At 44.2% G+C, this 24,743-nt stretch carries 20 protein-coding genes; 3 read left to right on the top strand and 17 right to left on the bottom strand.

Annotation, left to right across the window (positions count from 1 at the left end; all coding sequences use genetic code 11):
- The first annotated feature begins 66 nt into the window (after nucleotides 1–66).
- A complete protein-coding gene (locus tag DYE66_RS03160) occupies nucleotides 67–435 on the top strand; it encodes a nuclear transport factor 2 family protein (RefSeq protein WP_002999401.1) in 369 nt (122 codons plus the stop codon).
- Nucleotides 436–795: 360 nt separating this feature from the next.
- Here the strand turns inward: DYE66_RS03160 and jag are convergent, their stop codons facing one another.
- From jag to rnpA, 3 genes are all read right to left on the bottom strand, one after another.
- The gene (gene jag / locus DYE66_RS03155; RefSeq protein WP_115324908.1) at nucleotides 796–1,926 is read right to left on the bottom strand and encodes an RNA-binding cell elongation regulator Jag/EloR; all 1,131 of its coding nucleotides are present in this window, start codon (nucleotides 1,924–1,926) and stop codon (nucleotides 796–798) included.
- Between the two features lie 127 nt (nucleotides 1,927–2,053).
- Nucleotides 2,054–2,854, bottom strand: coding sequence for a YidC/Oxa1 family membrane protein insertase (locus tag DYE66_RS03150; RefSeq protein ID WP_002999237.1), 801 nt, complete (start codon nucleotides 2,852–2,854; stop codon nucleotides 2,054–2,056).
- 656 nt (nucleotides 2,855–3,510) lie between these two features.
- A complete protein-coding gene (rnpA, locus tag DYE66_RS03145) occupies nucleotides 3,511–3,846 on the bottom strand; it encodes a ribonuclease P protein component (RefSeq protein ID WP_019783749.1) in 336 nt (111 codons plus the stop codon).
- Between the two features lie 394 nt (nucleotides 3,847–4,240).
- Here rnpA and DYE66_RS03140 point away from each other — a divergent pair, with 394 nt between their 5' ends.
- Complete coding sequence (locus DYE66_RS03140; protein ID WP_044123884.1) at nucleotides 4,241–6,748, top strand: bifunctional 2',3'-cyclic-nucleotide 2'-phosphodiesterase/3'-nucleotidase; 2,508 nt, start codon at nucleotides 4,241–4,243, stop codon at nucleotides 6,746–6,748.
- A gap of 343 nt (nucleotides 6,749–7,091) precedes the next feature.
- On the opposite strand, the gene argH is transcribed toward DYE66_RS03140, so the two are convergent.
- From argH to DYE66_RS03095, 7 genes are all read right to left on the bottom strand, one after another.
- Nucleotides 7,092–8,471: an argininosuccinate lyase gene (gene argH, locus DYE66_RS03135; protein WP_002999396.1), complete on the bottom strand. Its 1,380-nt coding sequence runs from the start codon at nucleotides 8,469–8,471 to the stop codon at nucleotides 7,092–7,094.
- Nucleotides 8,472–8,799: 328 nt separating this feature from the next.
- Nucleotides 8,800–9,990, bottom strand: coding sequence for an argininosuccinate synthase (locus tag DYE66_RS03125; protein WP_002999356.1), 1,191 nt, complete (start codon nucleotides 9,988–9,990; stop codon nucleotides 8,800–8,802).
- Nucleotides 9,991–11,099: 1,109 nt separating this feature from the next.
- Nucleotides 11,100–11,849: a response regulator transcription factor gene (locus DYE66_RS03115; RefSeq protein WP_115324904.1), complete on the bottom strand. Its 750-nt coding sequence runs from the start codon at nucleotides 11,847–11,849 to the stop codon at nucleotides 11,100–11,102.
- Between the two features lie 411 nt (nucleotides 11,850–12,260).
- Nucleotides 12,261–12,995: an NUDIX hydrolase gene (locus DYE66_RS03110; RefSeq protein ID WP_019770841.1), complete on the bottom strand. Its 735-nt coding sequence runs from the start codon at nucleotides 12,993–12,995 to the stop codon at nucleotides 12,261–12,263.
- Nucleotides 12,992–13,792 carry a nicotinamide riboside transporter PnuC gene (gene pnuC / locus DYE66_RS03105; protein ID WP_115324902.1) on the bottom strand — a complete coding sequence of 267 codons (801 nt, stop codon included), beginning with the start codon at nucleotides 13,790–13,792 and terminating at the stop codon, nucleotides 12,992–12,994. Before pnuC ends, DYE66_RS03110 begins: the two co-directional genes overlap by 4 nt.
- A gap of 670 nt (nucleotides 13,793–14,462) precedes the next feature.
- The gene (gene gltX, locus DYE66_RS03100) at nucleotides 14,463–15,917 is read right to left on the bottom strand and encodes a glutamate--tRNA ligase (RefSeq protein ID WP_115324900.1); all 1,455 of its coding nucleotides are present in this window, start codon (nucleotides 15,915–15,917) and stop codon (nucleotides 14,463–14,465) included.
- Between the two features lie 86 nt (nucleotides 15,918–16,003).
- Nucleotides 16,004–16,549, bottom strand: a complete 546-nt coding sequence (locus tag DYE66_RS03095; RefSeq protein ID WP_002999095.1) for a cysteine hydrolase family protein — start codon at nucleotides 16,547–16,549, stop codon at nucleotides 16,004–16,006.
- Nucleotides 16,550–16,660: 111 nt separating this feature from the next.
- Between DYE66_RS03095 and DYE66_RS03090 the strand changes: the two genes are divergently transcribed.
- On the top strand, nucleotides 16,661–17,053 hold the full coding sequence (locus DYE66_RS03090; RefSeq protein WP_002999148.1) for an Lrp/AsnC family transcriptional regulator: 393 nt from the start codon (nucleotides 16,661–16,663) through the stop codon (nucleotides 17,051–17,053).
- Nucleotides 17,054–17,102: 49 nt separating this feature from the next.
- Here the strand turns inward: DYE66_RS03090 and DYE66_RS03085 are convergent, their stop codons facing one another.
- The 7 genes from DYE66_RS03085 to sufD form a co-directional block, all read right to left on the bottom strand.
- Entirely contained in the window at nucleotides 17,103–17,756 is a 654-nt protein-coding gene (locus tag DYE66_RS03085; protein WP_002999118.1) for a hypothetical protein, read from the bottom strand.
- Between the two features lie 390 nt (nucleotides 17,757–18,146).
- Nucleotides 18,147–18,893 (bottom strand): TIGR00266 family protein, encoded by a 747-nt coding sequence (locus DYE66_RS03080; protein ID WP_002999170.1) that lies wholly within the window; start codon nucleotides 18,891–18,893, stop codon nucleotides 18,147–18,149.
- Nucleotides 18,894–19,006: 113 nt separating this feature from the next.
- On the bottom strand, nucleotides 19,007–19,501 hold the full coding sequence (locus DYE66_RS03075) for a beta-class carbonic anhydrase (protein WP_115324898.1): 495 nt from the start codon (nucleotides 19,499–19,501) through the stop codon (nucleotides 19,007–19,009).
- Between the two features lie 442 nt (nucleotides 19,502–19,943).
- Nucleotides 19,944–21,656, bottom strand: coding sequence for a CHAP domain-containing protein (locus DYE66_RS03070; RefSeq protein WP_002999161.1), 1,713 nt, complete (start codon nucleotides 21,654–21,656; stop codon nucleotides 19,944–19,946).
- A 108-nt stretch (nucleotides 21,657–21,764) separates the two neighbouring features.
- Nucleotides 21,765–22,202: a Fe-S cluster assembly sulfur transfer protein SufU gene (sufU, locus tag DYE66_RS03065; protein ID WP_002999093.1), complete on the bottom strand. Its 438-nt coding sequence runs from the start codon at nucleotides 22,200–22,202 to the stop codon at nucleotides 21,765–21,767.
- Complete coding sequence (locus DYE66_RS03060) at nucleotides 22,189–23,415, bottom strand: cysteine desulfurase (RefSeq protein ID WP_002999142.1); 1,227 nt, start codon at nucleotides 23,413–23,415, stop codon at nucleotides 22,189–22,191. The genes sufU and DYE66_RS03060 overlap by 14 nt, the downstream gene beginning before the upstream one ends.
- A 21-nt stretch (nucleotides 23,416–23,436) precedes the next feature.
- Nucleotides 23,437–24,699, bottom strand: a complete 1,263-nt coding sequence (gene sufD, locus DYE66_RS03055; protein ID WP_002999188.1) for a Fe-S cluster assembly protein SufD — start codon at nucleotides 24,697–24,699, stop codon at nucleotides 23,437–23,439.
- Nucleotides 24,700–24,743: the final 44 nt, after the last annotated feature.

Genomic DNA, 24,743 nt, shown 5'->3' with positions numbered 1-24,743 from the left:
ACTCTTAAGTGGGCAAAATATTTCGTGATATTCATCTTAGCCCAATTATTTTACAGGAGGTTCCAAATGGATACAAAAACACTTGCAGAAAGCTATTTTACGGCAGTAAATGAGGGAGGCTGGGAAGATTTCGTAGCTGAAAACTTTGATTATGGCATGTGCGATAGTATAGAAATTCGACAAGGACGTGATGTTTATTTGCAAGGCGCAGGCCAATTCTATGCTTTGAGCCAGCATCTTGAAGTGAAGCAATTACTTGTTGATGGTCGAACAGTCTCAGCTATAAATCGCTACCGTCTACATTCTCCTCAAGGAAAAGAACTAGAACTGGATGTCGCAGAATTTCTGAAATTCGATGAGTTTGATAAATTAGTTGCATCCAATATTTATTTCGACACCTATCGTTTCCAAAAATTTATCCAAGGAATTGAATAACAAAAATCTAGCTTCAAATTTACTCTTCAATTTCAAACCTTGTTTTTAGTTGTTATGAAAAATTCCAAGAACTCTAAATCGATTAGTCTTCTTTCTTCTTTCTAGCAAGCAAGCCATATCCGGTTAAGCTCACTCTGTTCGCTAATAAAGCCGAACAAGGGACATCTTTTGTTAGCCTGGCTTTCAGGTTTTATACTCTTCGAAAATCAAAATTTTCCATCGTTAACTCACCTTGCCGTACCCCAGTACTGTCTTCGGTTCATTGCCTCGGCTAATTTCGATTTTCATTGAGTATTAGATTTGACTCAGGACCCCCTTGAGCAAAAAAATAAAAGCCGAATCTTTTCGACTTCTTTTAATTTATTCATGTTGGCTTGGAACGACCACAACGTAGCGTTTAGGGTCTTGGCCTTCTGAGTAGCTGTCCACACCTGAAATTTTAGCAATCGTTTTGTGGATAACCTTGCGCTCATCGTTGGACATACTGTCCATGCGATAAGGTTGATGGCTGTCTAGTACACGCTCAGCAATCTTATGGGTAAAATTAATCAAGGTTTCGGTGCGACGTTCCACATAATCATGGACATTGACAGTGACCGACAAGGAGCGAGAATAATGGTCATGGAGATAATTTTGAGCCAACACTTGAAGAGATTTGAGGACCTTGCCATGGTAGCCAATCACTCTGCCTGCTTCTGGCGTTTCAATCTGAATGGTAATCTGACGGCTGGTATGGCTAGCTTGCAGACTAGCCTCCACATCCATCTCGTAGATAATTGATTCTAGGTAGGCTGTTACAGAGCCTGTTGCCTCTTCAATATCCTTATGATCCCTTGATTCAGCATTTTGCTGCTCACTAGGGGAAGGGGTCTGAGAGGCCTCGGATTCTGATGCTTCATGGCTAGCTTGGGCGGAATCCTCTTGGTCAGCTGAAGCGACTTCCACAGGTGCAGTCGCCCTTTCTTGGACAGTCTGGTCAGCCTGGCTAGATTCCACATCAGACTCGATGGCATCTTCTTCTAGCTCATCTTCCCAATCCAGCCCTTCCTTATCCAACTCTTCCTTCTTGCGACGATACTCCTCAACGATTTCATCGGGCAGTAGGTCGCTGAGTACGGAAGTGATGGACCGTCTAGCATCCAACATTTCTGATTTAACATTATCATTAACGATTCGACCACGTTTTTCCAAATAGTTAATAATGCTGGTTACCTTACGGGACTCGGCCGCCTCTTGCTTGAGGGCCTCCTCCGAAGCTTCTCGCTTGCTCAGGGCCTGCGGTAAACTTCTGACAATCTCTTGATCGGCTTGGGAAACGGTTGTCCGACTAATGATTTCGAGATCTACCTGGGCTGGCTTCTTACCGAAGCCCAAAAAGCCCTTCTTGCCACGCGACAGCACCCTAATTGAGGCCTTGGTCCGTGTAATCCCTAAATCACTGAGCCCTGTTTGAATTGCTTCTTCAACAGTATCACCTGTGAATATTACCATAATATCTATACTCCTTGGCTAACAGCTAAACACCTCTCCAATCAAGGACCGAGGTAGACTAGGTTTCCTTTAAAAGCTATTCTTATTTTTCTTTCTTAGAATCCTGTGTTCTTTTTTTCTGTTGCGTTTACTTACGTTTCTTATGAGCCTTTTTCTTAGCCTTACGAATCTTGGCCGCCCTTTCCTTTTCCAAGGCCTCCTTGCGTTCGCGTTCAGCAATAATCTTAAAAGGATTGTGGAAAATCAGGACTTGGGCGACCTGGAAGGCATTCCCAATCGCCCAGTAAAGGGCAATACCACTCGTAAAGCGGGTCCCAATCCAGAAGATAAAGAGGGGCATAATGATGCTAGTCGCTGTCATAAAGGCGTTCTTTTCCTTGGTTGCCTTATTGCTAAGCCACATGGACAAGAAAGTAAAGAAGGCTGCTAAAATTGGCAGGATAAAGGTGCCATCATTTTTGCCTAGATTCCAAATCAAAAAGTTTCCCTGGCTGAGGGCTGGAACCCGAATCAAGGCTTGATAGAGGGCCATCATGACCGGCAATTGAATCAGGATGGGCAAAAAGGCTGCCCACTGGTTAACACCATTTTCCTTATAGAGCTCCTGTGTTTTAGCATACTGGAGATTGCGGTCATCCGCATACTCTTTCTGAATGCGCTTGAGCTCAGGCTGCAACTCTTGCATTTCTCGGCTGGACTTCATTTGTCGGTTATAAAGTGGCACCAAAGCCAGTCGAACAATCAGGGTAATGAGAATAATCCCAATCCCGACTGAGCCACCAAAGGAAAGCCATTGAATGGCACGACCAAAGCCATAAACCAACTGATCCCAACCTGTTGATGAGCTAGTCACAGGGCCACGGCCACAGGCAGATAAGAGAACCAAAGCCCCTAGAGCTAGGGAACTTAATCTAATTTTTTTCTTCACAAAATTATCCTTTCAGGCATCACACTAGTCAGAGGTTAAAAGAAAGACCCTAACCTCACCGTTTTTTTATCAATTCAATACTTTCAGAGACTGACATAAGGGCTGGAGGGAACTCCTACTCAATAAAAATCAATCTAGCTAAGGCAAGGAGCAATGACATCAAGTCACTAAAGTGACTGATGTCGCAGTAGGTGTCTGCTATCTTTGCGCCACCTTGTGGCACAGCAGACAGCTAGTCACCCTTGCTGGGGTAAGACGACGAAGGTTTTGACAGCTGTCAAAGCCCTTCTGCCTTACTTCCAAACGGCAATCTCTATAGCGATTGCCTAGCTCCCTTACTAACCTCACAAAGTTGGTGAAATCGACCAACTTTGCTCCGCATCGCACGAACTGCAGACAGCTCAAAAGGTCTGGGAGACCTTTTGAGGTTGGAAATAGGGAAAGATACGCTTTCCTCAGTAAGTAGTTAACGATGCGACACGAGGTACAAACTGTCGTTGCCACAGTTTATACAGGGTTAGCCAGGGATATAGAAAACTACAATCGTAGTTTTCGTAGTCACTCTAATGAGAAATCTTAGAGTGACTTTATCCGTGGGATAGTTTTGATTTTTGAAGAGTGTTAAGCCATTAAACCTAAGCATTTTCCCCAAGCCCTTATTTCTCGTAGAGGCCAGCCAAACTGAGTACGTGACGCAGATTCTGCTTAACCTCCTGGTAGTTGAGCTCTTCGACACCCTTTCTAGCAATGACAACGAAGTCATGCGTGGTCAGAAAAGGAGCCAACTCCATTAAGACATGACGCAGTTTGCGCTTAATCCGATTGCGGACTACCGCATTTCCCAGTTTTTTACTGACGGATAGACCGACACGGAAATGTTTTTGCGACTTTTCCAAACTGTAAACAACAAATTTTCGGTTGGCAACACTTTTACCCTGGCCAAAAATAACTTGAAAATCTTGATTCCGCTTTACGCGATAGGTCTTTTTCAACTCGGTCTCCAAATGTTCTAAATTATCCCTTATTATATCATAAAAGACGAAAAAGCCCAAAATCGCTTGAATTTTGGGGCTTAGAGCGGATAAAATAAAATAAGACCAAACTGCCAAGCATCTCTAGTCGGGGAATTCCTAGTATTGGCCTGACTCCATTGAAGGTTGGCTTCAGAGAATTAAAAGGAACTGTTATACGTTAGAAATTGGCGTTTCAAGGAATAAAGTTCGGAAAAACCACTTGTTTTGGCTTGTTTTCCGTGTATAATAGCAGTTAAAAACTTTTATAGACGAACGTTCAAGGGTCTTTGAAATGTGACAGCAATTTTTCCAATTAATTAGTCATCCCCTTGAAGGGGTCTATAAAAATTAGAATTTTCACAAGGAGTTTTCTATCTCCCAATACTATTTCCGAAAGAGTGCCCTACTGCTATCTCTAGTCAGAGCTGGCTTGCTTGCCAACAAAGTCAAGGCTGATGAGCAAGTGGCCCAAGATTACAGTCAGGACCCTGCCCAAAACCAGGCCGTCTTAAGCCAAGACACTGAGCAGCAAGCCACTTCAACTGAGCCAGCTACTAGCGACCAGCAAACACCTACCAGCAATCCAGCCCCTAGTAGCAAGCAAGAGACCTGCAATCAAGGTCCAAGCACCTCATCTGAACAAGATTCAAACCAGCCAAACCAGCCTATCACTCAAACCAAGGCTCCAAAGACCGTCGCTCAAGCCGAGCCTGCTGACACTAAGCCGATTAAAGGGGAAAAGGTTGATCTGCAAATTCTATCAACTACTGACCTGCACACCAACCTGGTCAACTACGACTACTACCAGGACAAGGCTGCCCAAAATATCGGCCTGGCCAAAACCGCTCTCTTGATTAACCAGGCAGAAAAAGAGAATCCCAACGCTGTCCTCGTTGATAATGGGGACACTATCCAAGGGACCCCTCTCGGCACCTATGAAGCCCTGATAAATTCTGTCAAAAAAGGTGATCAGCACCCTATGTATAAGGCCTTCACAAACCTCCACTATGACGCTGCATCCCTAGGTAACCATGAATTTAACTATGGCCTAGACTATCTCAACCAGGTGATTAGCTCAGCAGATCTTCCTATTGTCAATGCCAATGTTCTTGATGCCAAGACAGGCCAACATTATTTTAATCCCTATATCATTATTCCCAAAACCTTTACCGATACCAACGGGCGGCAGGTAAGGGTCAATATCGGTATCACCGGTATCGTCCCTCCCCAAATCATGAACTGGGACAAGGCCAATCTGGAAGGAAAGGTCAAGACCATTGATGCCCTTCAGGCGGTTGAAGCTATCGCTCCGGAAATGCGTTCCAAGGGTGCTGACCTGGTTATTGTCATGTCCCACTCAGGCATCGGTGATAACGACTATCTTCAAGGTGAAGAAAATGTTGGCTACCAAATCGCCAGCGCCAAGGGCATTGATGCCGTTGTAACAGGCCACTCCCACGCCGAATTTCCTTCTGGAAATGGGGCAGGTGTTTATGAGAAAATCCCCGGGGTTGACGGCATTAACGGCAAAATCAATGGTATCCCCGTCACTATGGGTGGAAAATACGGTGACCACCTGGGTGTCATCCAACTTAACCTCCTCTACCAAGGCGGTAAGTGGAAGGTAGACCAAAGCCATACTGAAATCCGAAAGGTTGATGAGAACTCTAATTCAGCAGACCCCAACATCCTCAAACTCGCTGAGCAGGCCCACCAAGGAACCATTAGCTATGTTCGCCAAGAAGTGGGACAGACGACAGCTCCAATCAATAGCTATTTCGCCCTCGTCCAAGACGACCCTTCGATTCAAATCGTCAATAATGCCCAAATCTGGTATGTTAAAGATCAATTAACCGGAACTCCTGAGGCTAACCTGCCCCTACTGTCAGCTGCCGCACCTTTTAAGGCTGGGTCTCGTAATGACGCTTCTGCCTACACCGATATTCCTGCAGGTCCTCTAGCCATTAAGAATGTTGCTGACCTCTATCTCTACGATAACGTCACAGCCCTTCTTAAAGTGACCGGTAAGGATTTGCGAGAATGGCTGGAAATGTCCGCTGGTCAATTTAATCAGATTGACCCTAACAAGCCCCAAGCTCAAGACCTAATTAACACCGACTACCGCACCTACAATTTCGATGTCATTGACGGCATCAACTACAAATACGATGTCACCCAGCCCAATAAATACGACCGTGATGGCAATTTGGTCAATCCTGACGCCCACCGCGTCCAAGACCTAACCTACCAAGGAAAACCGATTAGCGATGACCAAGAATTTATGGTGGTCACCAATAATTATAGGGCCAGTGGCAACTTCCCAGGTGTCAGAAATGCTAGCGAAAATCGCCTGCTCAATTTGGAAAATCACCAAGTCCTTATCAACTATATTACAGCTGTCAAGACCATCAACCCTACCGCTGACCAGAATTGGGGCTTTACGGATGCTATCAAAGGGCTCGATATCCACTTCCGCACGGCCGAACGGGCTAAAGACCTTCTGTGCGACCGCTCAAGTATTCAGTTCGTTGCCAGCGACCCTAGCAACAAGGGCTTTGGTGACTTCAAATACATTTACAGCGACCAAATCAATCAGGCCCAGGATCTTAACCCTAAGAGCCAAGAAGTCAAAGGGCAAGAGGTCTCCAGCCAGGCTAGCCTATCTCTTGAACAAAGGCAAGCCATCCTACAAATGGTGACCGAGAATGATCAGGCTCTCCAAAATCAACCAACCAGCTCAAAGAACGCTCAGACCACTCAAAGTCAATTACCCAAGACAGCCAGTCAATCAGGTTGGCTCTTGAGCCTTCTCGGCCCCCTCATCAGCACTTTTGCTGCCAGTCTTCTACCTAAATCTAATACTCATAAAAATCAAAATTAGCCAAGGCAAGGAGAATGACATCAAGTCACAAAGTGACTGATGTCACAGTAGCTGTCTGCTATTTTTGCGCTAGATGTGGCACAGCAGACAGCTAGTCACCCTTGCTGGGGTAGCAAGACAGTCCGATGGACTGTCTTAGCCGACACCTTAAAATAAAAAGGTGTGAGGTGATGAAGAGAGCAGGACAGACAGTCGATTTTGTCGTCCCGCTCTCCTTCTGTCTTACTCCCTAACGGCAACCTCTATAGAGCTCCCTTTAAGCGACTAGTCCGCCAACACAAAAGCTCCTGTTAGAACTTGCTAACGGGAGCTTTTGGAATTCAAGATAAAAAGTTATCACTAATTAAAGATTGTCTCTGGCTTCAACAATCTGCCAGCGAACTTGGTCAAACCCAGTTCCACCCAGAGAATTGCGACGTTGGACAGCCGTCTTAGATTGAAGGGTAGTATAAATATCCTCCTCAATCAAGTCAGAGATTTCTTGGTAGCGCTCCAGAGGCACATCTTGAAGATAATGGCCATTCTTGGTGCATTCCAAAACCAATTTTCCAACAATTTCATGGGCCTGACGGAAAGGTAGACCCTTGACAGCTAGGTAGTCTGCCAACTCTGTCGCATTAGAGAAATCTTTTTCAGTTGACTCAGCCATATGGTTACCGTTGACAGTCATGCTAGACAGCATTCCAGCTAAAATATCAAGGGCCACCGTGATCGTTTCGACCGTGTCAAACATACCCTCCTTGTCTTCCTGGAGGTCCTTATTATAGGCCAAGGGTAGGGATTTCATGACCGTTAGGAGACCTGTCAGATTTCCATAGACCCGACCGGTCTTGCCACGAATGAGCTCCGCCATGTCAGGATTCTTCTTTTGAGGCATGATAGAGGACCCTGTTGAAAAGGTGTCAGACAGGGTGACAAACTTATACTCGTTGGAGCACCAGTTGATAATTTCTTCACAGATACGACTCATATGCATCATGAGAATGCTGGCATTGGAGAGAAATTCCAAAATGAAATCACGGTCCGATACCGCATCCAAAGAATTACTGTAGGGACCATCAAAGCCCATCAAGTCAGAGGTCAGTTGGCGGTCAATGGGAAATGTCGTTCCCGCCAAGGCTGCTGCCCCAAGGGGCGAAAGGTTGGTGTGCTTTTGATTGAATGCGAAGCGCTCGCTATCTCTGGTAAACATATTGTAGTAGGCCATGAGATGGTGGCCAAAGGAAATGGGTTGGGCGTGTTGCAGGTGGGTATAACCTGGCATAAGGGTCTCCACATGCTGATCCGCCAAATCTACTAGGGTCTTTCTAAGATTGTACAACTTATCCAGAACATCAACCAGCTTTGCCTTGAGGTAGAGGTGCATATCAGTTGCCACCTGGTCATTCCGTGAGCGGGCTGTGTGAAGTTTACCCGCTACGGATCCAATTTTCTCTGTCAGAAGAGATTCCAGATTCATGTGAATATCTTCATTAGAAACATCAAAGACCAACTGGCCAGCATGAAATTCTTGCAGGAGTTCTTCTAGTCCTGCCTTGATTTGGCTAGCTTCCTCAGGACTGATGATACCGGTTTGCCCTAGCATGGTCACATGGGCGATAGAACCCTTGAGGTCAAATTCTGCCATCTTTTGGTCAAAGGAAATGGACGCCCCAAATTCCTCCACCCATTTTTCTAGGCCTGCCTCAAAACGACCGCCCCAAAGTTTATGATTTTCTGCCATAGTTTTACCAGGTTCGCCCAAGAGACGAACATTCCCTTTCTTTATTGTCAGACATTTATGAGAGACCAAGCACAGTCATTGGCTGGCGCTTTTTTCTTCCTTATCATATCAAAAAAACTAGCCTATGTCATAGCTAGTTTTGATGGTCTCACAGAACATTTTCCTGAAAGGAAGAATGCCTCTACCTCTCAGGCCCGTCAGTCGGCTCACAGGACGACCTGGTCAGGCTTTAAGTTTAAAGAAAAGAGGTCCAGATGGGGCTCTCTGACCCCTTTTATCTGAAGATTTTTCTCGGCTTTCAGGTCTGCGATTTAGTCTTCGCACTAAATTATTTGTTATTAACTTGCGAATTGACTTGAGTAGGTAGACCCCAAAGCTTGATGAAGCCTACTGCTGCATCTTGGTCAAAGCTATCAGCTGTCGTATAGGTCGCTAAGTTTTCATCATAGAGGGAATTTGGTGACTTCCTTGCAACTACCTTGACTGAACCCTTGTAAAGTTTAACCTTGGCAGTCCCGTTGACAACCTTTTGCGTTTCCTTGATATAGGCCAAGATAGCATCGGTTGCTGGGCTAAACCAAAGGGCATTATAAATCAGATTGGACAATTCATTTTCCAGAATTGGCTTAAAGTGGGAAACTTCCCGAACCAAGGTCAAATCTTCAATTTCCTTGTGGGCTGTCAAGAGGGTAATAGCACCAGGACATTCGTAGATTTCCCGTGACTTGATACCGACCAAGCGATTCTCAACGTGGTCAATCCGACCAACACCATGCTTACCAGCCAAGTCGTTCAATTTTTGAATCAGGTCAGCCAATTTCATTTCTTGACCATCAATGGCAACCGGTTTACCAGCCTTAAATTCAATGTCAACAAATTCAGGAGTATCAGGAGCTTCTTCAACCGAGTTGGTAATGCCAAAGGCTTCTTCAGGAGCTTGGTTCCAAGGGTTTTCTAGGACACCACACTCATTGGCCCGACCCCAAAGGTTTTGGTCAACAGAATAAGGGTTGTCAAGGTCTGCAGGAACTGGCACACCATTTTTCTTGGCATAGTCAATTTCTTCTTCCCGAGACCATTTCCATTCCCGAACTGGGGCAATGACCTTGAGTTCAGGAGCCAAGGCTGCGATAGCCACTTCAAACCGAACCTGGTCATTTCCCTTACCTGTACAGCCATGGGCAATGGTAGTAGCTCCGGTCTTGTGGGCAATTTCTACTAATTTCTTAGCGATAACTGGCCGACTAAGGGCAGAAACCAAAGGATACTTTTGTTCATAGTAAGCATGAGCCTGCAGGGCTGGCAGAACGTATTCTTCTGCAAATTCGTCCTTAACATCAAGGACATAGGATTCAATTGCACCAACGGTCAAGGCCTTGTCGTGGATGAATTCCAAATCCTTACCTTCACCGACATCCATGCAGACGGCAACGACATCGTAATCTTTTTTCAACCAAGTAATGGCAACGGAGGTATCAAGACCTCCTGAATAAGCAAGAATGACTTTTTCTTTTGACATAATTATTTTCTCTTTTCTTTCTTTTTTGGTTGTTTTTGTATATCTCAACCTTACAAGACCCATTATAGGGTATTTTTATTCAATCGTCAAGCATTTTTTGTATTTTTTTCCGATTTTTTTATATTTTTTTGGTTTTTATTCATTTCAAAGCTGAATATGCAGAAAAATATTCATTTCAGCCTAAAATCCAAAATCAAATCCCTTCCAGAAATTCAAAAATCCAAACAAGCATAAACCTCCTAGATGCCAAGGCCGTTTCTCCCACATAAGTCAGGAATAATTTTTTACAATGCTGGCTTTGTATCGTCCATAAAAAATTTGACAACGATATTTGGAACCCAAAAAACGATATAATAGAACAATTTTTTATTTTATGTGATAGAATTTGATTATCCTCTCTCGTGAGGGACCTCCTGGATGATTTTGATGAGTGGCAGGGAAACCATCTCTATCTGATCATCTTTGGAGGTTTTTTTGATGCTAGGCCGAAAGCTCTACGGAACCACTAGCATTTCTAGCGGTTCCAGAAAGCAAAAAAAGAACCCGCCGTCGCGAGTTCCTTTCCATTTCACAGTATATTGGGAGAGAGATGAGAAATGGGTTTCGAATAAATAAGAAGTTCGGGATAAGTTTGCGTCTGTTTTCTACTAGTTAAAGTTTGGGAGAGAGAATCTAGTAGAAAACTTTCATCCCTACGCTGAATAGTATATCTCAAATCAAAGATATTTGAAGTGCAATATCCTGAATTGTCATTTTTTTATCTTGAAATGTCAAATTTTCTCTTGAAATGTCTATTTTTTCCCTGAAATGTCTTCTTTTTTCCAAAAGTGACAAATAGTAAGAGGAGTTCAATTTTTAAAGAAGACAGCTTACTGTGGGCGAACATCAAGTCTAAATCAGTCATTGGTGATGAAACTAAAAGGGAAGCGTAATTAAGTTCCTCAACCATCAACGTCGCCAATGCCTTAGACCATATTCCAAAAAGTTTAAAGTTTTCTTCTTAGACCAATAGACTTACTGGCACCAGGTTCAAAATCCTTTTGGGTAGACTTATCTTGGATGATTAAAAATCCTTTCACCAGCTGGGAAAGGATTCTTTACTATTATAATCAAACTTTTTCTCGCCTAGCTTCCCATTCTTTCATCAAGGCCTTCATCTTTAAGCGCGAAACGGGACAGAAATCTCCATTTTCAAAGTAGACCAGTAAGTCAGACTTATCTACCCGACTAATATTGTCTAAATTAATCAGGAAGGAGCGGTGACAAGAAAAGAGCTTGGAATTGACTGCCGCAATCTCTGATAGGTTTCCATAGAACTCTAGGCGTTCGTTCTTGGTAATCAGCATGACCTTGTGGGGGGTCGGAGACGTTGCAAAATAGAAGATGTCCTTAAAAGGAAGTTGCACACGAGCCTGGGCCGATTCAAAGGTAAAAACCTCGTCAACCTCTTCTGAACGGTGCATATTATTAGCCGTATAGCTGATAACCTCTCGTAGATCTGACTTAAACTGCTCATCAGGAGCTGTCTTGTCAATAAAGTCCAGGGCAGAAACCTTGTATTTGAAACTAATAGGAGCAAACTCCGAATGGGTGGTCACAAAAACAATAATAGCATTGGGATCAATCTGGCGAATGTCCGCAGCGGTTTCAAGACCTCGCTTTCCCTCCCCCTTGATTTCAATATCCAAAAGGAAGAGCTGATGATTCCCTTTTTCAGTAATGGCATCTAAGAGGGGCTGCGACTTTGAAAAAACATCAAATTGTCGAGCAGATATGCCATCCTCTCGCAATATCTCTGTCACCAGAGTTTTAATCCGCGTCTGCTGGATTAAATTATCCTCTAAAATAAATATATTCATAAACTTTTTCCATTTCTAGTCATCACTCTGTAACAATTATTATTATATTATTTTACACTTAAAATAACAAAAATTATCTTCAATTATTAATAAAAGCCCTCCGACTCATCGGGGGGCAATCGTATTCAGTGAACAGCATGTTCTTATGGCTGGCTATAGATGAGGAACACTGATTGGCACCCTGAGAAATCTCTCTCCCCCATTCTCAAGGACAGAGCTCCGTCGTCAGACCAGCTTCAACAGCAAGCAAACTTATCACTAATTCCTATTTAGTATATCATAACCTTTCCGTAATAGAAAGTAAAATAACCGTAAATTTAGCAAAAACTTTCGGATTCTCCTTTTTGAGAAGCTGCAACAGTGAAAAAGCTTGTGCAATGGTAACAAAAGGCTATCCTTTATTCAAAAAAATTAATCAATTTGCCAGGTAAATAAGGCTGCCTGACGCTTGCTAGTTTTGACCTTCTGGTCGGTCTTAGTAAAAAAACGCTTGTGTTTACGCCAAAAATCTGTCGAATTCATCATCTTATACCCAGGCCAAAAGCAAGCGTAAAATTTCCGATAAGCTGACATGGTATTCTTAGCTGGCAAGATGGACAGTACTGTGGGCTGGTAGGAAAGACGTCCCTTGATGCGAAGCAGGGCTGTCTGCAAAATATGAAAGTGATCAAAGGCCAGATCCTCTTTGAGCAGGACCTGCCCATTAGCTTCCAACTGCAGCTCCCCTCTCTGATTCAGCCAAAGATTGACCCAGACAAGCTCGTCTGTCAAATTAGTCGGTACAGCCTGTTTTTGGCCAACCTGCAGATAAGCCAAAAAAGCCACAGACACCACCCATAACTGACTGTCTTGTTCAGGCTCCGAAAAGGTAGCCAGCTGTTCAAACTGGCTAGCTTCAAGCTGGAAACCCGTCTTTTCAAAAATCTTCTGGATAAGATTATCCTCTAGGGCTAAACCATTAGGCTGAAATCCTCCGACTAAGGCTAATTTCCCCGCCTGATCATCTCCGTCAAACCGTGCCGTCCGCCTTAAGAGCAGGACCTGCAGTTTTTCTTCATGATAGCGCAACAGAACACTGTCTACTGCTAAACTGGGACGTTCGTATTTCCATTTTGTTTTATCCTGATAGTCTTGACGACTGATCATACACTTCCTCCGTCTTTTTTGGCGGCCTTAGACCACTGGTACCAGCCGACCAAACTGTTGATGAGATAGATAAAGTATTTTCCCTGTATTTGCAGACTTTCTCCCCACCAAAGGTAGATGGAGAAAATATTGGTAGCAGCCCAGAAAATCCACTGTTCACGATAGACAGCAGTCATCAGGAGCTGACCCACTCCATTGGTAGCATCAGTAACGCTGTCTCTGAAAGGCCGCCTAGCCCCGATAGACTGATAAATTAAGCCAAATCCCAGCCACCAGACGGCAGTAATCAGAAGGTACTTAAGCCAATTGCTAAACGTTAATTTACGGGCAACGAATTCCTGCTCCTTCTTTTTAAACTGGGATTGATAGATCCAGACAAAGAGACCAATGGGCTGCATGGCCGTAAAATAAAGGGTTGTCAGTACTTCACCATAAAATCCTTCCTGCAAAGCTAAAATCAGGTAAATGACGGAATTAATCAAGCCAAAGAAATAGTTGCTGGCCCGCCCCTCCGATACAAAAATGACACAGATAATGCCGGTCAGACTGCAAGTCATGCCGACCCAGTCCCTCACCTGATGATTATAATAAAGTTCTAACCAAAGCGGAAAACTGCCCAAAACAAGCAAGTAGAGCCATTGGGACAGGCTGCGATTGGCAAAAAGGTCATCCCAGAAGAGCTTGAGGCTCTCTGCCAGAGGCCGCTCCTTCAATCCTTTAACAATCATCTGTAAGCCCTGTGACATTTCTTGCCAAGTTGTACGGATACCTTTGATTTTTCTTTCAAAATAATTCATGATTACTCCTTTTGTTTTTAGAGAGCCGTGTCCAGTGACTTGCGGATGCAACGCTCTATTTCTATTATAATGAAGCAGCCAATCTGCTGACTTATTAGTTCTCAATAATAGTAAATTTACTATTATTGAGAACCATTATAATCCTCGAATAAGCAGATGTCAATCGTTTATTAAATTTTTAACTAAATTTCCCGAAATAATGTCATGGATGAATATTGAGAGCATGATAAAAGGGCTGAGCCTTCTTACTCAGTCCTTTTGGGTTTATACTCAATGAAAATCAAAATTAGCCGAGAAAGGGAGCAATGACATCAAGTCACTAAAGTAACTGATGTCGCAGTAGGTGTCTGCTATCTTTGCGCCACTTTGTGGCACAGCAGACAGCTAGTCACCCTTGCTGGGGTAAGACGACGAAGGTTTTGACATCTGTCAAAGCCCTTCTGTCTTACTCCCAAACGGCAATCTCCATAGCGATTGCCTAGCTCTCTTACTAACCTCACAAAGTTGGTGAAATCGACCAATTTTGCTCTGCATCGCACGAACTGAAGACAGCTCAAAAGGTCTGGGAGACCTTTTGTGGTTGGAGATGCAGAAAGCCTTGCTTTCCTTTCCTCAGTAAGTACGGCAAGGTGAGTTAACGACGGTAAATTTTGATTTTCGAAGGGTATTACTATAAGCTTTTCAGCATATTTTCAATATGTTGGATTGATTTTTCCTTGCCTAGGAGGTAGATGGTATCTGGTAATTCTGGCCCATGCATTTCACCAGAAACAGCAATCCGAATTGGCATGAAGAGGTTTTTACCCTTGATACCCGTTTCCTTTTGGACAGCCTTGATTTGAGGGAAGATATTCTCCACCTGGAAATCTTCATCAGACATAGCTTCCAACTTGGCCTTGAAGGCTGTCAAGACAGTTGGCACGGTCTCACCAGCCATGAAGTCCTTTTCTTCCTGGGTCAATTCTGGGAAATCTTCAAAGAAAAGGTCAGTCAGAGGAACAATCTCATCCGCTGACTTGAGCTGAGGCTTGTAGAGTTCCACCAACTTTTCAGCCTTGTCAGTTAGGCGTCCAGCTTTTTCCAAGAAAGGTTTGCAGAGGGCAAAAATGGTGTCAAAATCAGCCTTCTTAATATAGTCGTTGCTGACCCAATCCATTTTCTTTTGGTCAAAGGCCGCTGGCGACTTGCTGAGGCGAGTCTCATCAAAGAGCTTAATCAATTCCTGACGAGAGAAGATTTCCTCTTCACCACCTGGGTTCCAGCCCAAGAGGGCAATAAAGTTGAAGACAGCTTCTGGCAGATAGCCCTTCTTGCGGTAATCTTCGATAAATTGCAGGGTGTTGGTGTCTCGTTTGGACAGCTTCTTACCAGTTTCAGAATTGATAATCAGGGTCATGTGACCAAATTGTGGCGGCTCCCAACCTAGGGCTTCATAGACCATGAGTTGTTTAGGCGTGTTAGCGATATGGTCATCCCCACGGATGACATGAGAAATCCGCATATCATGGTCATCAATGACAACAGCGAAGTTGTAGGTCGGATAACCATCGCGCTTTTGGATGATCCAGTCACCACCGATATTGCTGCCTTCAAACTCAATCTCACCCTTGACCATATCGGTCCATTTGTAAATACCGGCTTCGTTAACAGCCAAGCGAACCGTTGGAACGATACCAGCAGCCTCGCGCTCAGCGATATAGGCTGTCTTTTCTTCTTCGCTCATCCCTAGATATTCATTGACGTAACGAGGTGTTTCTCCGGCAGCTTCTTGGCGTTCCCGCTCTGTCGCTAATTCTTCTTCGGTCACGTAAGACTTGTAGGCCTTACCTTCTTCTAAGAGTTGGTCAATATACTTTTGGTAAAGCTCCAAACGCTCAGACTGGCGGTAATGTTCGTGAGTTTCAGGACTTTCATCCCAGTCCATCCCCAACCAGCGCAGATTTTCTAACTGGGAACGTTCCCCATCTTCGACATGACGCTTACGGTCGGTATCCTCAATCCGAATGACAAAGGTTCCCCCATAGTGGCGGGCATAGAGGTAATTAAAGAGGGCCGTCCTGGCATTTCCAATGTGGAGTAGACCCGTTGGACTTGGTGCATAGCGCACGCGAATTTCATTAGACATAGTCTTTATCGTCTCCTATTTCAAAATGATTCAATCCTTATCATTATAGCACTAAATAAGGAAAAAAGGGAGAGAACAAGAGGACATCAATTTTCATTCAAAAACTCGTTAGTCAATTGAAGCAAAGCAAAATTTCTAAGAGCAGATAAAAAACTGGTTTGAACAGCTTCAGCATCTACAGAACTATCAAGATATGATAAATCTTTGGTTGCAGTACAGTCAGAAACCACAATAGGACTAAAACCCTTTTCTTTAGCTGCTCTAGTTGTCGAATCAATACACATATGTGTCATCATACCAACAATAACAAGTTGCTCCACTTTCAATTCTTTCAATATACCATAAAGATTAGTTCCTAAAAAACTATTTGGAAATTTTTTCGTAACAAGCCTGTTGTTTTGGGCCATCCTTAAATCTCTATGTAACTTGACTCCATCGCTATTTCTGGCAAAGAAGTCTGCATTTTCATCATCTTTAATATGTTGGATATAAATAACTGGTGACCCTTTTTGGTTAAACCTCTCTACTAACAGATTGATATTTTCTAGAGCTTTTTGTGATTGAAATAACTCACATTTTCCACCCGAGAAATAGTCGTTTTGTACATCTATCACTAATAGTCCTTGCTGCATCTTACATCTCCTTAAATTATGATATGATTAGTATAATGCTAAATATATTAATCGTATATAAGTTGATGAAATTATATTGATAATCTGACTTTCAATTTGAAAAAGGTAAACATGGATAAAATTGACAAAGAGATTTTGAAACTTCTAAAAGCCAATAGCCAGCTAACCAACAAAGAAATCGGCAAACAAGTGCATTTGACCGGCCAAGCTGTGGGACAACGCATTATGAAATTAAAAGAAGACGGTACGATTGCCGCCTTCTCTACCACTATTAACTATCCCAACCAACAATTTATTATGGTTTACATGGACAGTAATGATTTCAAAAACTTCGAGAACTTCATCACAAAATCCCCTCAAATTGATGAATTTTATAAAATATCTGGCCATGCTTGTTATCTAATTAAAAGTCATTTTGCCAGCCCTGAACTCAGAGACTTCCTTGAAAATTTATCAATCTGGGGAAGATATAATGTGGAAACAGTCATTAAAAATTTAATCTAAATAGGTTCACAGCTTAAAGTGAACCTATTTTTTAATCATAAATAATTAACTAAAGATAAATAACCTCTAGATTTCCGAACGACACACTGCCGGTCAACTCCAAGGTCTTGCTCCCTTTAGAAGATTGGCTAGGCAGGCTGATGGAACCTAGAGGACTTGAAACCTTACAAACAACCGACCAATCTCTAGGAATATAGAGAACCATACTGGCAAAGGAAACTGCAACCTCAAAGTTGGCAATGTCCCCCAAAATAACAGCCTCATCAAGATAGATTACCTTCTTGCCAAAGGATACTTCTGCCCTACCTGAGATAAAATTGTCATCCCTGATGTGACTGTCATCGCTATTATATGGCTTATAGGTATACTTATAATCTTTCTTGGCCCACCATCTAGAGCCCCAGTTTTTCCTTCCCCCAAATAAAATATCCAGACCCAGACCGACCAGGAAGGCAACAAGACAAATCGTCGCATTGGGGAGATTTAGAAAATGCCATTGACTATTTAAGATAATCAAGAAGAAGGCTAAACCTAAAAAACTACTGGTAAAGGCAGCAGATAGGAGACTTCCCAAAAACCAGATAGCCGTAAAGGAGAGACCTAAAAGAGCCCAGCCATCAATTAGGGCTGGAACAAACAAGGCTTGAAAGAGGATGAGGAGGGCTAGCAGAATCAAAAGGATTCCTAAAATTGACTTTCGCATGGGGAGCCTTTCTAGAGATGGGCTGAGGGAAATTTGGGAGATTAAGAAGAAGGAATGAGGGCTGAGATGGCAAGTTTTGTCTTTATACTCAATGAAAATCGAAAATAGCCGAGGCAACGAACTGCAGGTAGCTCAAAAGGTCTGGGAGACCTTTTGAGGTTGGAAATAGGGAAAGCTTCGCTTTCCTCAGCAGGTACGGCAAAGTGAGTTAACGATGCGACACGAGGTATAAAACTGTCGTTACCACAGTTTATACAGAGTTAGTCAGGGATATAGAAAACTACAATCGTAGTTTTCGTAGTCACTCTAATGAAAAACTATAGAGTGACTTTATCCGTGGGATAGTTTTGATTTTCGAAGAGTATTAGGGAATTAGAAGGCCAACTCACCCTATAATAGATCCATCACACCAGAGCCCTTGCTGCTGGTGGATGGGCTGGCCAAGTGACCACCAATGACTTGAGCAAAGGTCTCAATATTGAGGGTCTGCACATAGACTTCCCCTGTCCCACGGAAGGTATTGACGATACCTTCGCCGTTACCAATTGATTGTAGGAAACCATTTTCTAGATGAATCTGATAGTCCAAGTCTTTGGACCAGGCGACTACATGGGCATTATCAATGGTCATTTCCTGCTGATTGAGCTCAATTTTCTGGATGGAGCCAAAACTATTGACCAGGAGAGTCCCCTGCCCTTGAGTTGACATAACAAAGAGTCCACCTTGACCACCAAAGAAAGCCCGACCAAGGGATTGCCTTTCCATAGTGTATTGGGTCGAACCGTCCAGAGCTAAGAAGGCTCCATCATTGAGGCGGTATTGCTTGCTTCCTAACTCTAGGGCAATAATCTGTCCTGGCATGGAAGGCGCAATAGCTAGGCGCCCACCGTCTGCATTAGAGAGGGCTTGTGTGATAAAGGCTGACTCGCCTGAGGTCATTGAGCGACCAACTGCCCTGAAGAGTTTTCCAAGACCATTTCCCTTGGCATTCAGTTGGGTATTTAAGGTAACCGATGGGGTATGAAATACCATACTACCACGTTGAATATAGGCCGACTGCCCCGCCTTTAGAAAAATCTCCACTAGCGGGAACTGCATCTTACTGTCAATGCGATAAGTCATGTGATTATCTGGCATAAAACCACCTCACTTTCTCTGGGATTTCTTATGAGCCTAGTATAACCGTCAACTTTCTTTCTTGTCAATACAATGAAGAAAAAATCAGCCCCTAGACTGAGGCTGAAACGAATTTATTGAACCGGTGAAATCCGTCCTGTATCAACATCGTAGACGGCCCCAAAAATGGTAACATCCTCAGGAATTAAGGGGGAGGATTTTAAAAGGGCAACATCTTGGCGAACACTTTCTTCTACATCCTTAAAGGGGAGAAAATCCTGATTTTGTAAATCCACTTGAAAGCGGCCCTCCAAGTCTGCCACAAAATCAGCATTCTCAAAGGTTTGCGCTCCACAATCGGTATGGTGGAGAACAATAACTTCCCGTGTTCCCAACTGCTGTTGAGAAATAACCAAGGAGCGAATCATATCCTCGGTTACTCGACCACCAGCATTTCGCAAAATATGGGCATCCCCCAGGGCCAATCCCAGGGCAGGAGCAACATGAAGGCGGGAATCCATACAGGTGATAATGGCCACCTTGGTCTTGGGTTTGATAGGAAGGTGGGCCCTTCCATGCAAATTGACATAGGCCTGATTAGCCTTGATAAAATTTTCAAAATAGGACATAAGGTCTCCTTTAACTGAGAGCGGGACAAACATTCACGATGGCTTTGCCCTCACCCACAAGAACGTGTAATCTTGGAAAATTACGTACAAAAAATCGTGATTCCGACGAAATCGATTTACCTCGCTCTTTAATTTCAAGGTTCAAGAGAGCTGCTCCAGTAGTCGCTATTTTGCGAACTACTGGGCTCTCTTACTAGGGTAAAAACGTAAGGGGTTAAGGACTTTTGTCCCTAACTCTAAGTTTTCAACCATTATAGCACGGGCAGGGGAGAAATACTAATGGGCACCTCTAAAAACCCCAAACTTTTAAATTAAAGTGTTGATTTAGCAACAATTGTAACGACAAAATCGCAATTTTATTAAGTATTTAGAGGTGCCCTAATGAAAGCGTCTAAAGCTAAAGTTGACCAGGTCCAAGGGAGAACTCCTAGTTTAGAGATAATCAGGAAGGTCTTTTACCAATCACATAGGTTAACTCAGCGGCTTGTTCTGCCGAAAAGGTTCGATAGGAAATGACACCAGGCCCTAGAGCATTGGCTTCAGAAATCAAAATAGACCCGTCCTTTTTGACCTGCTCAACGATAGCCACATGGCCATAATCTGGATCAGCACCGGCCTGACCTGGCGCAAAAGAAATAGCATAGCCCTCCTTAGCCTGGTGGCTGAGGTCGTAGCCTGACTTAAACTGCCAGTCGCCACCATTGCCCATGTAGGGATCAAAGTCGTAACCTAATTCATGAGCCCGATTATAGACATACCAGGTGCATTGACCCCAAGGGTAGGAACTAGCAAGATAGGTCTGCGGGTTCATGGGACGAGACAGCTGATAGCCTACTGGCAAATCCACCTGAGCTGGCGCATTCAAGTGCCTAAGTTTTTCTGGGATTTTTGGGGTTCCACCATGCTGATCAATCCAAGTATCAATATCCTGCATGGTTTGGGCCCGCCGTTTGCCAGTCCCTGAGACATCAGTAAAATAGACACCTCCCTCTCGAAAGACATCCAGCCTTCCTTGGGCATACTTTAGGGCCTTGTCATCCTGAATTTTGAAGGTCCAATTTTTATTTTGAATCAGGGTCTGACCAACCATTTTAGAAATAGCTTGATCATCATTGAAATGACTGGCATTGGCTGGATTATTGTCAAAGGCTCCATAACCAAACATATTGGAACCTGGCAGGCTTGCTACTCCTGCCGTTCCTAGGGAGCTTTCATGAAGGGCTATGGCAATAATGGCCCGAACATCAAGGCCAGTCTCCTTCTCCCATTGAAGCAGGAGCTTACCATTGATACGGTGGGAATCATAGGCTAGACCCAAGGAGTTTAAGTAACCATCCAACTGTTCCGCCTTAATACCGTAACGGTGAGAAAGAAGGTTGTGGGTGTAGGCATCCTGTCCAGACCAATGGTCAACGTAGGTGGTGTAGGTCAGAGGCACCTTGGTTTCCTGGTCCTCATGGCTAAAAGAGGTCTCTTGAGGCTGACTCAACCAATAGGCATCGAAAAAAGGACTGACCAAAATAGAAGATTGGTCAGATGCTACTGAACTTGACTGCTGGTCAAAAGCTGGGAGCGAAGACTTGGGGAGCTTCTGGTCAGAAAGCCCTGTTCCTGAATATTCCGTTTTTGCTGGCTGTTCAGCGGGTGCCGACTCTTTAGGCTGATTGGGGTTAGGTTCTTGAGCAGTCGGACTTTCTTGCTTATCAGCCGAATAATCATCTGGCATTTCTTTCTGATTTTGCTTAGTTGAGGGCTCTTTAGTTGGATTGCCTACTTCTTGATGGCTCTGTGGCTGGCCGTCACTAGGTTCCTCTTGGGAATCGTCAACCTTATTTGAGGGTCTATCAGTTTCAGTTTCCCTAGAATCTACTGACTGATCCTCCTTATGATTCTGATCAGAAGTCCTTTCTTGAGAATCCTGAGAGGATGCTGGGCCACTCTTTTCTTTTTTGCTTTTGTCATCCTGGTCTGCCGATTTTTCCCCTGCCTTTGCTGAATCCTCTTCATCCGCCTGACTACTTCTTGATTCTCCCTGTTCTTCTCTAGGTTTTCGGGCGGATTTGCTGACAGTTTCTGTCAGAGCTACTCCTGGCGCTAGGTAAGAACCCGACAGAAGAAAGAGGAGGGTTAGAGATAAAAATTTCTCTTTTTTCAAGATGAACAACTCCTTTCACGAATAAGTCTTACCTATTTATTCGTAAAAGGATAAGAAAAAGGATCCGACGAGATCCTTTCTCAACTATATTACCTACCTTGAATAAGGTTATCTTTGGCTATCTCGCTCAATGGCTTTTTTCAGGGCATTCCAAGAGAGAGTAGCACATTTGATGCGTTGGGGAAATTTGGCGACGCCAGCCATGAGTTCGGCTTCCCCCAGATCTTTTTGCTGGTCATCTTTTTGACCTTGAACCATCTCAGAGAAAATTTCTGCTAGATGCAGGGCCTCTTGTTTGGTCTTACCGATAACGGCATCGGTCATCATGCTAGAAGAAGCCGTTGAAATGGTGCAACCATCGCCAGCAAAAGCAATATCCTCAATGACATCGCCATCAAATTTGACAGACAAATTGATGACATCCCCACAGGTGGGATTGTTGAGTTGGAGCTGTTCCACCCCTTCAAGAAAACCATGGTGATGAGGACTTTGCGAATGCTCAGCAATCACCATTTTATAGAGATTATTCAAACTAGAGAGTGCCATGGAAAAACTCCTTTGCTGCTAGGATTGCTTCGACCAATTTATCACAATCTTCCTTATCATTATAGAGATAAAAACTGGCCCTTGCCGCCGAATGAATGCCCAGATGGTTAATCAGGGGCTGGGCACAATGATGACCTGCCCGAACAGCTACCCCTTCATAATCTAGGGCGGTCGCCAAGTCATGGGGGTGAACTCCCTCTAGATTAAAGGCAACGACCCCTGTGTGCTGGTCAGGATTCTTAGGTCCATAGACCGCCAGGCCTTCAATGGCTTGTAATTTGGGCAGGACATAAGACACTAGCTCTTGCTCGTGGTTGTGAATTTCCGCCAGGCCAATTTCATCCAGATAATCCAGAGCCGCACCTAGGGCAATGGCCCCAGCAATGTTAGGGGTACCCGCTTCAAATTTCCAGGGAAGCTCCTTCCAATTAGCCTCTTGCTCATAGACGAAATCAATCATTTCACCACCGAATTCAACAGGCGACATCCGATTAAGAACTTCTTCCTTACCGTAGAGAACTCCGATACCAGTTGGCCCCAGCATCTTGTGACCTGAAAAAGCAAAGAAATCGCAATCCAAATCCTGTACATCAATCGGCATATGGGGAGCCGACTGGGCGCCGTCAACCACCAGGTAGGCCCCGACCTGGTGGGCCAGGCTAGTAATTTCCTTGATTGGATTGAGGCAACCCAGAACATTGGAAGCCTGAGCCAGGCTGACAAACTTGGTCTTCTCAGTCAATTTGGCCTTGAGGTCGTCTAGGTCCAGCTGACCATCCTTGAGATAGGCGTAGACCAGCTCAGCCCCCGTCGCTCGACAGGCTTCCTGCCAGGGAATGATATTGGAATGGTGTTCCATAATGGAAATCAAAACCTGATCACCAGGTTGCAGAACCTCTTTAGCAAAATTCGCCACCCAGTTGAGGCCTGTGGTCGTCCCTCTGGTAAAGAGGACTTCCTTGCTTGAGCGAGCATTGATAAAGGCCCTGGCCTTTTCTCGGCTAGCCTCGTAGGCTTGTGTTGCCCGCTCCGCCAGAGTATGAACACCGCGGTGAACATTGGCATTGTCAGTCTCGTAATAAGCACGCAAAACCTCAAGGACAGCTTGAGGTTTTTGCGTGGTGGCAGCATTATCTAAGTAAACTAGGGGTTCATCATTAACCAGCTGATTTAAAATTTTAAAATCTTTTCTAAGTGTTTTTGTATCTAGCAAGGACAACCTCCTTGAATCCAGTTAGCCTTGATCTAATTTACTATCAAGGACGGCAATCATTTCATCACGCACATCCTTGCTTGGAATTTCTGTGATAACCGCTCCCAAGAAACCAAGAATAACCAACCGTTCTGCCTCATCATGCTTGAGACCCCGACTCATCAGATAATACATGTCATCAGGGTCAATCTGGCCGATAGAAGCAGCGTGACCTGCGGTGACATCATTTTCGTCAATCAAAAGGATAGGGTTGGCATCCGAACGTGCCTTGTCTGAGAGCATGAGGACCCGACTTTCCTGTTGGGCATCGGCACCCTTAGCCCCCTTGACAATATGGCCGATACCATTGAAGGTCAGGGTTCCTTTTTCCAGGATAACCCCGTGTTGGAGGATATGACCGACCGAATTGCGACCATAGTTGGTCACACGAGTATCAATCCCTTGCACCTGACGACCACTAGAAGCAGCCACCACCTTGAGGTCTGCATGACTACCGTCACCAATCAGGTCGCTGTCAAAGTCGCCGATTACATTGCCTTCATTCATGACTCCCAGAGCCCAATCAATGCTGGCATCACGCTCAAGTCGACCGCGACGGCTCATGTAGGTGGTCAGGTTTTGACCCAGGCGGTCAATGGCTGAGAATTTAACCTGACTGCCAGCGCCAGCAATAACTTCTACGCTGATATTGGCTGTCGCCTTGGCAGATCCACTACCGATGGACTCGAAGCGTTCCAGATAGCTAAACTTACTGTTGCGACCAGCAATGATTAAAATATGCTTATTGAAGGGGACATCCGAATCACTATCCTGGTAGAAAAGGCCTTCCAGAGGCTGGTCCATCTCAAGATTATCAGGAACATAGAGAACCGCACTACTGTTGAAATAAGCATAGTGGTAGGCCGCTAACTTATCTTCATCAAAAGGAAGGGCTTTACCAAAATTAGCCTCCAGAACCTCTGGAATAGTTTCCAGAGCGCTAGCAAAATCACTAAAGACTACACCCTTTTCAAGCAGGTCAGGACTCAATTGTTCCAGAAGGGTCTGTGTGCCGACTTGAACTAGCTTAGGATTTTGGCTCAGGGCCGTAAAATCAGGAACATTGGCACTAGGCTCGTTTTCAGCCAGACTACCATCTCCTAAATTCCAACGGTTAAAACGAACCTTTTCGATTCGAGGTAGCTCCAAATGGTCAATTTGTTCAAAGGCTGCCAGACGACGCTCTTGAAGCCAAGCTGGTTCAGCCTTGAGCTGAGAAAAATTTATAATTGCTTCTTTTGTCATAATGATGTTTACTCCATTTCTAGTCAACTATTTTGAGTAATAGT

Source organism: Streptococcus downei MFe28, from assembly GCF_900459175.1.
GTDB lineage: Bacteria > Bacillota > Bacilli > Lactobacillales > Streptococcaceae > Streptococcus > Streptococcus downei.
The sequence above is the reverse complement of the archived record's forward strand: the minus strand, read 5'-3'. Positions and strand labels throughout refer to the sequence as shown.

Coding starts and splice junctions, on each gene's coding strand:
- pnuC (WP_115324902.1), bottom strand. CDS start 13,792: ATGAATTATTTTGAAAGAAAAATCAAAGGTATCCGTACAACTTGGCAA.
- DYE66_RS03110 (WP_019770841.1), bottom strand. CDS start 12,995: ATGATCAGTCGTCAAGACTATCAGGATAAAACAAAATGGAAATACGAA.
- DYE66_RS03125 (WP_002999356.1), bottom strand. CDS start 9,990: ATGTCAAAAGAAAAAGTCATTCTTGCTTATTCAGGAGGTCTTGATACC.
- DYE66_RS03115 (WP_115324904.1), bottom strand. CDS start 11,849: ATGAATATATTTATTTTAGAGGATAATTTAATCCAGCAGACGCGGATT.
- DYE66_RS03095 (WP_002999095.1), bottom strand. CDS start 16,549: ATGCAGCAAGGACTATTAGTGATAGATGTACAAAACGACTATTTCTCG.
- DYE66_RS03160 (WP_002999401.1), top strand. CDS start 67: ATGGATACAAAAACACTTGCAGAAAGCTATTTTACGGCAGTAAATGAG.
- DYE66_RS03080 (WP_002999170.1), bottom strand. CDS start 18,893: ATGCCAGATAATCACATGACTTATCGCATTGACAGTAAGATGCAGTTC.
- sufU (WP_002999093.1), bottom strand. CDS start 22,202: ATGGCACTCTCTAGTTTGAATAATCTCTATAAAATGGTGATTGCTGAG.
- gltX (WP_115324900.1), bottom strand. CDS start 15,917: ATGTCTAATGAAATTCGCGTGCGCTATGCACCAAGTCCAACGGGTCTA.
- DYE66_RS03075 (WP_115324898.1), bottom strand. CDS start 19,501: ATGTCCTATTTTGAAAATTTTATCAAGGCTAATCAGGCCTATGTCAAT.
- argH (WP_002999396.1), bottom strand. CDS start 8,471: ATGGCAGAAAATCATAAACTTTGGGGCGGTCGTTTTGAGGCAGGCCTA.
- DYE66_RS03085 (WP_002999118.1), bottom strand. CDS start 17,756: ATGCGAAAGTCAATTTTAGGAATCCTTTTGATTCTGCTAGCCCTCCTC.
- jag (WP_115324908.1), bottom strand. CDS start 1,926: ATGGTAATATTCACAGGTGATACTGTTGAAGAAGCAATTCAAACAGGG.
- DYE66_RS03090 (WP_002999148.1), top strand. CDS start 16,661: ATGGATAAAATTGACAAAGAGATTTTGAAACTTCTAAAAGCCAATAGC.
- sufD (WP_002999188.1), bottom strand. CDS start 24,699: ATGACAAAAGAAGCAATTATAAATTTTTCTCAGCTCAAGGCTGAACCA.